This window comes from Streptomyces sp. KLMMK, from assembly GCF_036961605.1.
In the GTDB taxonomy this organism is placed as follows: domain Bacteria; phylum Actinomycetota; class Actinomycetes; order Streptomycetales; family Streptomycetaceae; genus Streptomyces; species Streptomyces telluris.
In genome coordinates this window covers 1-7,918 of sequence record NZ_JBAMDC010000303.1, presented here as the reverse complement: position 1 = coordinate 7,918, position 7,918 = coordinate 1, and the positions used below count along the sequence as shown (strand labels likewise).

Here is a 7,918-nt window from a genome sequence, read left to right as displayed (position 1 = left end):
GAGAAGAGACAGCGCCCGGGCGGGGGTCGGGGAAGCCGGCGAGGATGCGGGAGGTCTCCCGGAAGGTGCACAGCGGGGCGCCGCGGGTCGGATCGGCGCCGCGGCCGGCGCGCAGGTCGTCGACGAGGGCCTTGGCGCTCTCGATCGTCTGGTTGTCGAAGAACTCCCAGTTGACCATCACGACGGGCGCGAAGTCGCAGGCGGCGTTGCACTCGACGTGCTCAAGGGTGATCTTGCCGTCGGGGGTGGTGTCGCCGTTGCCGATGCCGAGGTGGCGGCGCAGTCCTTCGAAAATGGCGTCGCCGCCCATGACGGCGCACAGGGTGTTGGTGCACACCCCCACCTGGTACTCGCCGCCGGGCTCGCGCCGGTACATGGTGTAGAAGGTGGCGACCGCCGTGACCTCGGCGGTGGTCAGGCCGAGCACCTCGGCGCAGAACCGCAGGCCGGTGCGGGTGACGTGGCCCTCCTCGGCCTGCACGAGGTGCAGCAGCGGCAGCAGCGCGCTGCGGCTGTCGGGGTAGCGGGCGATCACCTCCTGGGCGTCGGCCGCGAGGCGCTCCCGTACGTCGGCGGGGTAGTCGGGCGCGGGAAGCTGAGGCATCCCGAGCTGTACGTCATGCGTCACCGGTCGACGCCTCCCATCACGGGATCGATGGACGCCACCGCGACGATCACGTCGGCCACCTGGCCGCCCTCGCACATCGCCGCCATGGACTGCAGGTTGGTGAAGGACGGGTCGCGGAAGTGGACGCGGTAGGGGCGGGTGCCGCCGTCGCTGACGACGTGGACGCCCAGCTCGCCCTTGGGCGACTCGACCGCGGCGTAGACCTGGCCGGGCGGGACCCGGAAGCCCTCCGTCACCAGCTTGAAGTGGTGGATCAGGGCCTCCATGGAGGTGCCCATGATCTTCTTGATGTGGTCGAGGGAGTTGCCGAGGCCGTCGGGGCCCAGGGCCAGCTGGGCGGGCCAGGCGATCTTCTTGTCCGCGACCATGACCGGGCCGGGGGCCAGCCGGTCCAGGCACTGCTCGATGATCCGCAGGGACTGGTGCATCTCCTCCAGGCGGATCAGGAAGCGCCCGTAGGAGTCGCAGGTGTCGGCGGTCGGCACCTCGAAGTCGTAGGTGTCGTAGCCGCAGTAGGGCTGGGACTTGCGCAGGTCGTGCGGCAGGCCGGTGGCGCGCAGGATGGGGCCGGTCGCGCCGAGGGCCATGCAGCCGGCGAGGTCGAGGTGGCCGACGTCCTGCAGGCGGCCCTTGAAGATGGGGTTGCCGGTGGCGAGCTTGTCGTACTCCGGCAGGTTCTTGCGCATCTTCTTCACGAACTCGCGCACCTGGTCCACGGCGCCGGGCGGCAGGTCCTGCGCGAGGCCGCCGGGGCGGACGTAGGCGTGGTTCATGCGCAGGCCGGTGATCAGCTCATAGACGTCGAGGACGAGCTCGCGGTCCCGGAAGCCGTAGATCATGATCGTCGTGGCGCCGAGCTCCATGCCGCCGGTGGCGATGCACACCAGGTGCGAGGAGATTCGGTTCAGCTCCATCAGGAGCACGCGGATGACCGAGGCGCGGTCGGGGATCTGCTCCTCGATGCCCAGGAGCTTCTCCACGCCGAGGCAGTACGCCGTCTCGTTGAAGAACGGCGTCAGGTAATCCATGCGCGTGACGAAGGTGGTGCCCTGGGTCCAGGTCCGGTATTCGAGGTTCTTCTCGATGCCGGTGTGCAGATAGCCGATGCCGCAGCGGGCCTCGGTGACGGTCTCGCCGTCGATCTCCAGGATCAGCCGGAGCACTCCGTGGGTGGAGGGGTGCTGCGGACCCATGTTGACGATGATGCGCTCGTCGTCGGCCTGCTTGGCGGTGGCCGCGAGTTCGTCCCAGTCGCCGCCGGTGACCGTGTAGACGGTGCCTTCCGTCGTCTCGCGCGGGCTTGCTTGTGATGCGCTCATCAGCTGTACGACCTCCGCTCGTCCGGAGCCGGGATGCGGGCGCCCTTGTACTCGACGGGGACGCCGCCGAGGGGGTAGTCCTTGCGCTGCGGGAAGCCCTGCCAGTCGTCCGGCATCATGATCCGCGTGAGCGCCGGGTGGCCGTCGAAGACGATGCCGAAGAAGTCGTACGTCTCGCGCTCGTGCCAGTCGTTGGTGGGGTAGACGTCGACGACCGACGGGATGTGCGGGTCGGCGTCGGGGGCGCTCACCTCCAGCCGGATCAGCCGGTTGTGGGTGATCGAGCGCAGGTGGTAGACGGCGTGCAGCTCGCGGCCCTTGTCGCCCGGGAAGTGCACTCCGCTCACGCCCGTGCACAGCTCGAAGCGGAGCGCGGGGTCGTCGCGGAGGGTGCGGGCGGCGCGGGGCAGGTGCTCGCGGGCGATGTGGAACGTGAGCTCGCCGCGGTCGACGACGGTCTTCTCGATCACGTTCTCCGGGAGGAGGCCCTGTTCCTCCAGGGCACCCGCGAACTCGTCCGCCACCTCGTCGAAGTACCCGCCGTAGGGGCGGGTGGCCTCGCCGGGCAGCCGGACGGTCCGCACCAGGCCGCCGTAGCCGGAGGTGTCGCCGCCGTTACGGGCGCCGAACATGCCGTGCTGGACGCGGATGGCCTCGCCGGACTCCTCCCGCTGGGCGGGGACCTGCTCGGGGGGAACCTGCTCGGGGGGAACCCGTTCCTGCTCGCTCACCGCAGCAGCCCCTTCATCTCGATCAACGGCAGGGCTTTGAGGGCCGCCTCCTCCGCCTCGCGGGCGGCCTCCTCGCGGTGCACCCCGAGCTTCTCGCCCTGGATCTTCCGGTGCAGCTTCAAGATCGCGTCCATGAGCATCTCGGGCCGCGGCGGGCAGCCGGGGAGATAGATGTCGACCGGCACGATGTGGTCGACGCCCTGGACGATCGCGTAGTTGTTGAACATGCCGCCGCTGGAGGCGCAGACGCCCATGGAGATCACCCACTTGGGGTTGGGCATCTGGTCGTAGACCTGGCGCAGGACGGGGGCCATCTTCTGGCTGACCCGGCCGGCGACGATCATCAGATCGGCCTGGCGGGGCGAGCCGCGGAAGACCTCCATGCCGAAGCGGGCCAGGTCGTAACGGCCGGCGCCGGTGGTCATCATCTCGATGGCGCAGCAGGCCAGGCCGAAGGTCGCCGGGAAGACGGACGACTTGCGGACCCAGCCGGCGGCCTGCTCGACGGTGGTCAGCGCGAAGCCGCTGGGCAGCTTCTCCTCGAGTCCCATGTGGTGCCCCCTAGTCCCATTCCAGGCCGCCGCGGCGCCAGACGTAGGCGTAGGCGACGAAGACGGTGAGCACGAAGAGCAGCATCTCCACGAGCCCGAACAGACCCAGGGCGTCGAAGGTGACGGCCCAGGGGTAGAGGAAGACGATCTCGATGTCGAAGACGATGAAGAGCATCGCCGTCAGGTAGTACTTGATCGGGAAGCGCCCGCCGCCCGCGGGCTGCGGGGTGGGCTCGATACCGCACTCGTAGGCCTCGAGCTTGGCGCGGTTGTACCTCTTGGGCCCGATGAGCGAGGCCATGACCACGGAGAAGATCGCGAAGCCTGCCCCGAGGGCTCCCAGTACGAGGATGGGCGCGTAGGCGTTCACCGCTCCTCGCTCCTTCCAGTCGACGCTGACTGCCGGCTTACCGGACCCGGTCGGGCGCACCGCCCACGGTGACGACCACCGGAGATCGCCGCGAAGATCACCGATATGTGAGGCAGTTCACAAGCCCGGGTCGATTGCATCCTATGCCCGCCGGTCTGTGATCTGCGACACGGGGTACACACCCGCGTTTGTGATCTCCACCACCTGACGAACGATCATCAAGTCGGATGAGCGGCGATCTTCATACGCGAAGCGCCCGAGTGATCACCAGAGGTGACAATCGGACGCCCGGGGCCTGGTCGGAGGGGTGTCGCACTATCAAGAGATGCCGCGCGCAGACAAATTGGCACGCGGTGCCTTCAACTGATATAGGAGCGCCGTTCGCTGACCCGGCATCGCCCCGGAGGCCGCGCCGGGCGATGACCGGTGCCCCCGTTCACGAGAGCGCGTACGGGGCGGGCGGGACGTGAGCTGCGCCACGCGCCGGACGGGTCTGGAGCCGGTTCTGCGGGGTAGCCTCGACACGCGAGCCGTGATGGTGATATGACCATCGCCGATCATGACCGATGGCCAAAACCCCATGCTGAGGCGGCCGATAGGGATCGGCGGGCCGCGGAGCGCCGTGATGTTCCCGTGATCAAATGCCCGAACTCTGGGCGCGTCCACGTCAATTGTGACGCACGTCACCTTTATTGAACTCACCCTGCGCGGACTGATAGTCCCTTGTCCCATGTCCCCCAACGCGCACATAACCAGCCACCGGAAGCCCCGTCGTACGGCCACCCAGTCGTGGGTCGTCCGCACTGGTGTTGCCGGTGGCGTCCTCAGCACCCTGGCCGTGGCCGGCGCCGGTTCCGCCACCGCCGCCGAGAAGCCCGTCGAGGCGACCGTCGAGATGCCCGCGGTCAACGCGGCCCTGGCCACGTCCATCGCGCAGAGCGCGGCGGCCACCCAGCAGACCGCCTTCGACTACCAGGACCGCGCGCAGCAGGACGAGGCCACCAGCAAGGTCGAGGCCGCCGCCAAGAAGGCCGCCGACGAGGCCGAGCGCAAGGCGGAGGCCGAGCGCAAGGCCGCCGCGGCCAAGGAGAAGCGCGAGAAGGAGGAGGCCCGCGCCTCCCGCGCCACCGAGCGCCAGAGCCTGAGCAGCAAGTCCGCCGCCCAGGACTCCGAGGACACCGACGCCCCCGCCTCGTCCTCCGCCAAGAGCAGCGGCACCGCCACCGGCAGCACCGCCTCCCTGGTCTCCTTCCTCCGGGCCCAGGTCGGCAAGGCGTACGTGATGGGCTCCACCGGCCCGTCCTCCTACGACTGCTCCGGCCTGGTCATGGCCGCCTACAGCCAGATCGGCATCGACCTGCCGCGCATCTCGCAGGACCAGTCGACGGCCGGCACCCAGGTGTCGACCTCGAACCTGCAGGTCGGCGACATCCTCTACTGGGGCTCCGCCGGCAGCGCGTACCACGTGGCCGTCTACATCGGCGGCGGCAAGTTCATCGGCGCGCAGAACCCGAGCACGGGCATCGTCGAGCGCGACATGAGCTACTCCCCGCCCACGGGTGCCGTCCGCGTCCTCTGACGCCGGACCGCCCAGCGGCTCGCACACCTGCGAAGGGCCGCCGTCCCACCGCTCGGGACGGCGGCCCTTCGGCATGCCCGCCGGCGGCCGTGTCCCCCGCACGGCCCGCGGCGCGGCCTGCCCGCACGGACACCCTGCGACCCCCGTCGCCCCCAGGACATCCGTGCCTCCCCCGGTACCGGGACGCACGCTCCGAGCCGCATGAGAAGCGCCCGTCCCGGTATGTGAAGTCTGCAAGCACCGTCGCCGCGGGGACAAAGCCCTTCGGCGGGAACCGAATCCGGGCTCCCCGTAAATTTGTCCAGATCCGGACAGTTGGCCGATACCGCCGGGGCGCTACCTTCGGTCACCGTGCTACGCATCCACTTCGGCCCCGAAGATCTCGGCAGGGTGCGCCTCGCGCCCGGCCCCGATCCGCTGGCGGAGGCGGCGCTGAGCCTGCCCGTGCTGCAGAACCGGTGGATGGGCGGGATCGCCCTCGACGGCTGGCGGCACCGCACCCAGCGCGGCCTGAGCCCGGTCATGCGGCCCCTGCTGGAGCTCGCCCCGGCCAACATGGGCGAGTACCTCCCCGAGGCGTTCCTGCACGCCGAGGACGGGGCCGGCTCGCTGGCGGAGAGCCTGGAGTCCGTGTGGTCCCTGCCGCGGAAGGTCTGGACGGCCGAGCTGGAGTGCGCGCTGGACCACCGCCCTGTGCCGCAGTGGTTCGGCGACCTGCACACCGCCGACCGCCCGGCCGCCCGGACCGTCGACCAGGCCTTCCGCTCGTACTGGGAGACGGCCCTCGCCCCGTACTGGTCGCAGGTCACCGCCTGCGTGCAGGCCGACCGCACGCGCCGCATCCGCACCGCCGCGGAACAGGGCGTCGAGCACCTGCTCGCCACCCTGCACCCCACCGTGCGCTGGGAATCGCCCGTGCTGCACGTGCCCTGCATGCACAAGGAGGGCTTCCACCGGGACTTCCACGACGTGCACCTGGCGGGCCGCGGCCTGACGCTCACGCCCTCGTTCTTCTGGCCGCACCCCACGGCGCGCGCCCACAGCGCGGACGACGAGGCGCCGATCGACCTGTGCTACCCCGTCGCCCTCGACCTCTCCGCCTACCAGGCGGTCCTCTCCCGCCCCGCCGCCCCGGGCGAACCCGGGCGGCTGACCGCGCTGCTCGGGCGCACCCGCGCCCGCGTGCTGGACGCGGCGGCCGAGGGCGGCAGCACCGCACAGCTCGCCCGCCGCACCGGCATCTCCCCGGCCTCGGCGAGCGAGCACGCGACGGTGCTGCGGGAGGCGGGGCTGCTCAGCACCACCCGCACGGGTCCTTCCGTGCACCACACGCTGACCCCGCTGGGACAGGCGCTCCTCAACGGGGTGGTGTGATCAGCGGACCGGAGCGGGAGGTCCGGGGCGTCCGGAAGCCACCCGAAGGGTGGAAGCCCGTGCGGCGCCCGCGCGTCACGCCTTCGGCGCCACCCGGCTCAGCCCGTTGATGATGCGGTCCATCGCGTCCCCGCCCTGCGGGTCCGTCAGGTTCGCCAGCATCTTCAGCGTGAACTTCATCAGCAGCGGGTGCGTCAGGCCGTGCTGGGCGCCGATCTTCATCACCTTCGGGTTGCCGATGAGCTTCACGAAGGCCCGGCCGAGCGTGTAGTAGCCGCCGTAGGTGTCCTTGAGGACCTTCGGGTAGCGCTGCAGGGCCAGCTCGCGCTGGGCGTACGAAGCGCGCGCGTGGGCCTGGACGATGACGTCCGCGGCGATCTGCCCGGACTCCATGGCGTACGCGATGCCCTCGCCGTTGAACGGGTTCACCAGCCCGCCCGCGTCGCCGACCAGCAGCAGGCCGCGCGTGTAGTGCGGCTGGCGGTTGAAGGCCATGGGCAGGGCGGCGCCGCGGATCGGGCCCGTCATGTTCTCCGGGGTGTAGCCCCAGTCCTCGGGCATCGAGGCGCACCAGGCCTTGAGGACCTCGCGCCAGTCCAGCTCCTTGAAGGACTCGGAGGTGTTGAGCACGCCGAGGCCGACGTTGCTCGTGCCGTCGCCCATGCCGAAGATCCAGCCGTAACCGGGCAGCAGCCGGTCCTTCGGGCCGCGCCGGTCCCACAGCTCCAGCCAGGACTCCAGGTAGTCGTCGTCGTGGCGCGGGGAGGTGAAGTACGTGCGCACGGCCACGCCCATGGGGCGGTCCTCGCGGCGGTGCAGGCCCATGCCCAGCGACAGCCGGGAGGAGTTGCCGTCGGCCGCGACGACCAGCGGGGCACGGAAGGTGACCGGGGTCTTCTCCTCTCCGAGCTTCGCCTCGACGCCCACGATCCGGCCCGTGCGGTCGTCGATGACGGGCGCGCCGACATTGCAGCGCTCGTACATCCGCGCGCCGGCCTTCACCGCGTTGCGGGCCAGCTGCTCGTCGAAGTCGTCGCGCTTGCGGACCAGTCCGTAGTCCGGGAAGGAGGCGAGATCCGGCCAGTCGAGCTGCAGCCGGACGCCGCCGCCGATGATGCGCAGGCCCTTGTTGCGCAGCCAGCCCGCCTCCTCGGAGATGTCGATGCCCATCGCCACGAGCTGCTTGGTGGCACGGGGGGTCAGCCCGTCGCCGCACACCTTCTCGCGCGGGAACGCCGTCTTCTCCAGCAGGAGGACGTCCAGTCCGGCCTTGGCGAGGTAGTACGCGGTGGTCGACCCGGCCGGGCCGGCCCCGACGACGATCACATCCGCGGAGTGTTCGGTATCGGTCACGGTCGGCTCTCCC

The 7,918-nt window shown here is 70.4% G+C and carries 8 protein-coding genes; 2 read left to right on the top strand and 6 right to left on the bottom strand.

The window, feature by feature from the left end; genetic code table 11:
* From nuoE to V7793_RS28945, 5 genes are all read right to left on the bottom strand, one after another.
* Window positions 1–604 (bottom strand): NADH-quinone oxidoreductase subunit NuoE (gene nuoE, locus V7793_RS28965; protein ID WP_336011843.1); only part of this gene is annotated, 604 nt, incomplete at its 3' end.
* Window positions 605–624: 20 nt separating this feature from the next.
* A complete protein-coding gene (locus V7793_RS28960) occupies window positions 625–1,947 on the bottom strand; it encodes an NADH-quinone oxidoreductase subunit D (protein WP_336011840.1) in 1,323 nt (440 codons plus the stop codon).
* Window positions 1,947–2,678: an NADH-quinone oxidoreductase subunit C gene (locus tag V7793_RS28955; protein ID WP_336011838.1), complete on the bottom strand. Its 732-nt coding sequence runs from the start codon at window positions 2,676–2,678 to the stop codon at window positions 1,947–1,949. Before V7793_RS28955 ends, V7793_RS28960 begins: the two co-directional genes overlap by 1 nt.
* Window positions 2,675–3,229 carry a NuoB/complex I 20 kDa subunit family protein gene (locus tag V7793_RS28950; RefSeq protein WP_058047632.1) on the bottom strand — a complete coding sequence of 185 codons (555 nt, stop codon included), beginning with the start codon at window positions 3,227–3,229 and terminating at the stop codon, window positions 2,675–2,677. The genes V7793_RS28955 and V7793_RS28950 overlap by 4 nt, the downstream gene beginning before the upstream one ends.
* Window positions 3,230–3,239: 10 nt before the next feature.
* Window positions 3,240–3,599 (bottom strand): NADH-quinone oxidoreductase subunit A, encoded by a 360-nt coding sequence (locus tag V7793_RS28945; RefSeq protein ID WP_058047631.1) that lies wholly within the window; start codon window positions 3,597–3,599, stop codon window positions 3,240–3,242.
* 730 nt (window positions 3,600–4,329) lie between these two features.
* Here V7793_RS28945 and V7793_RS28940 point away from each other — a divergent pair.
* Window positions 4,330–5,178: a C40 family peptidase gene (locus V7793_RS28940; protein WP_336011832.1), complete on the top strand. Its 849-nt coding sequence runs from the start codon at window positions 4,330–4,332 to the stop codon at window positions 5,176–5,178.
* A gap of 351 nt (window positions 5,179–5,529) precedes the next feature.
* Window positions 5,530–6,552 (top strand): winged helix-turn-helix domain-containing protein, encoded by a 1,023-nt coding sequence (locus tag V7793_RS28935; protein WP_336011828.1) that lies wholly within the window; start codon window positions 5,530–5,532, stop codon window positions 6,550–6,552.
* 75 nt (window positions 6,553–6,627) lie between these two features.
* Here V7793_RS28935 and V7793_RS28930 read toward each other — a convergent pair whose 3' ends face one another.
* Window positions 6,628–7,905 carry a geranylgeranyl reductase family protein gene (locus V7793_RS28930; protein ID WP_190025357.1) on the bottom strand — a complete coding sequence of 426 codons (1,278 nt, stop codon included), beginning with the start codon at window positions 7,903–7,905 and terminating at the stop codon, window positions 6,628–6,630.
* Window positions 7,906–7,918 lie beyond the last annotated feature (13 nt).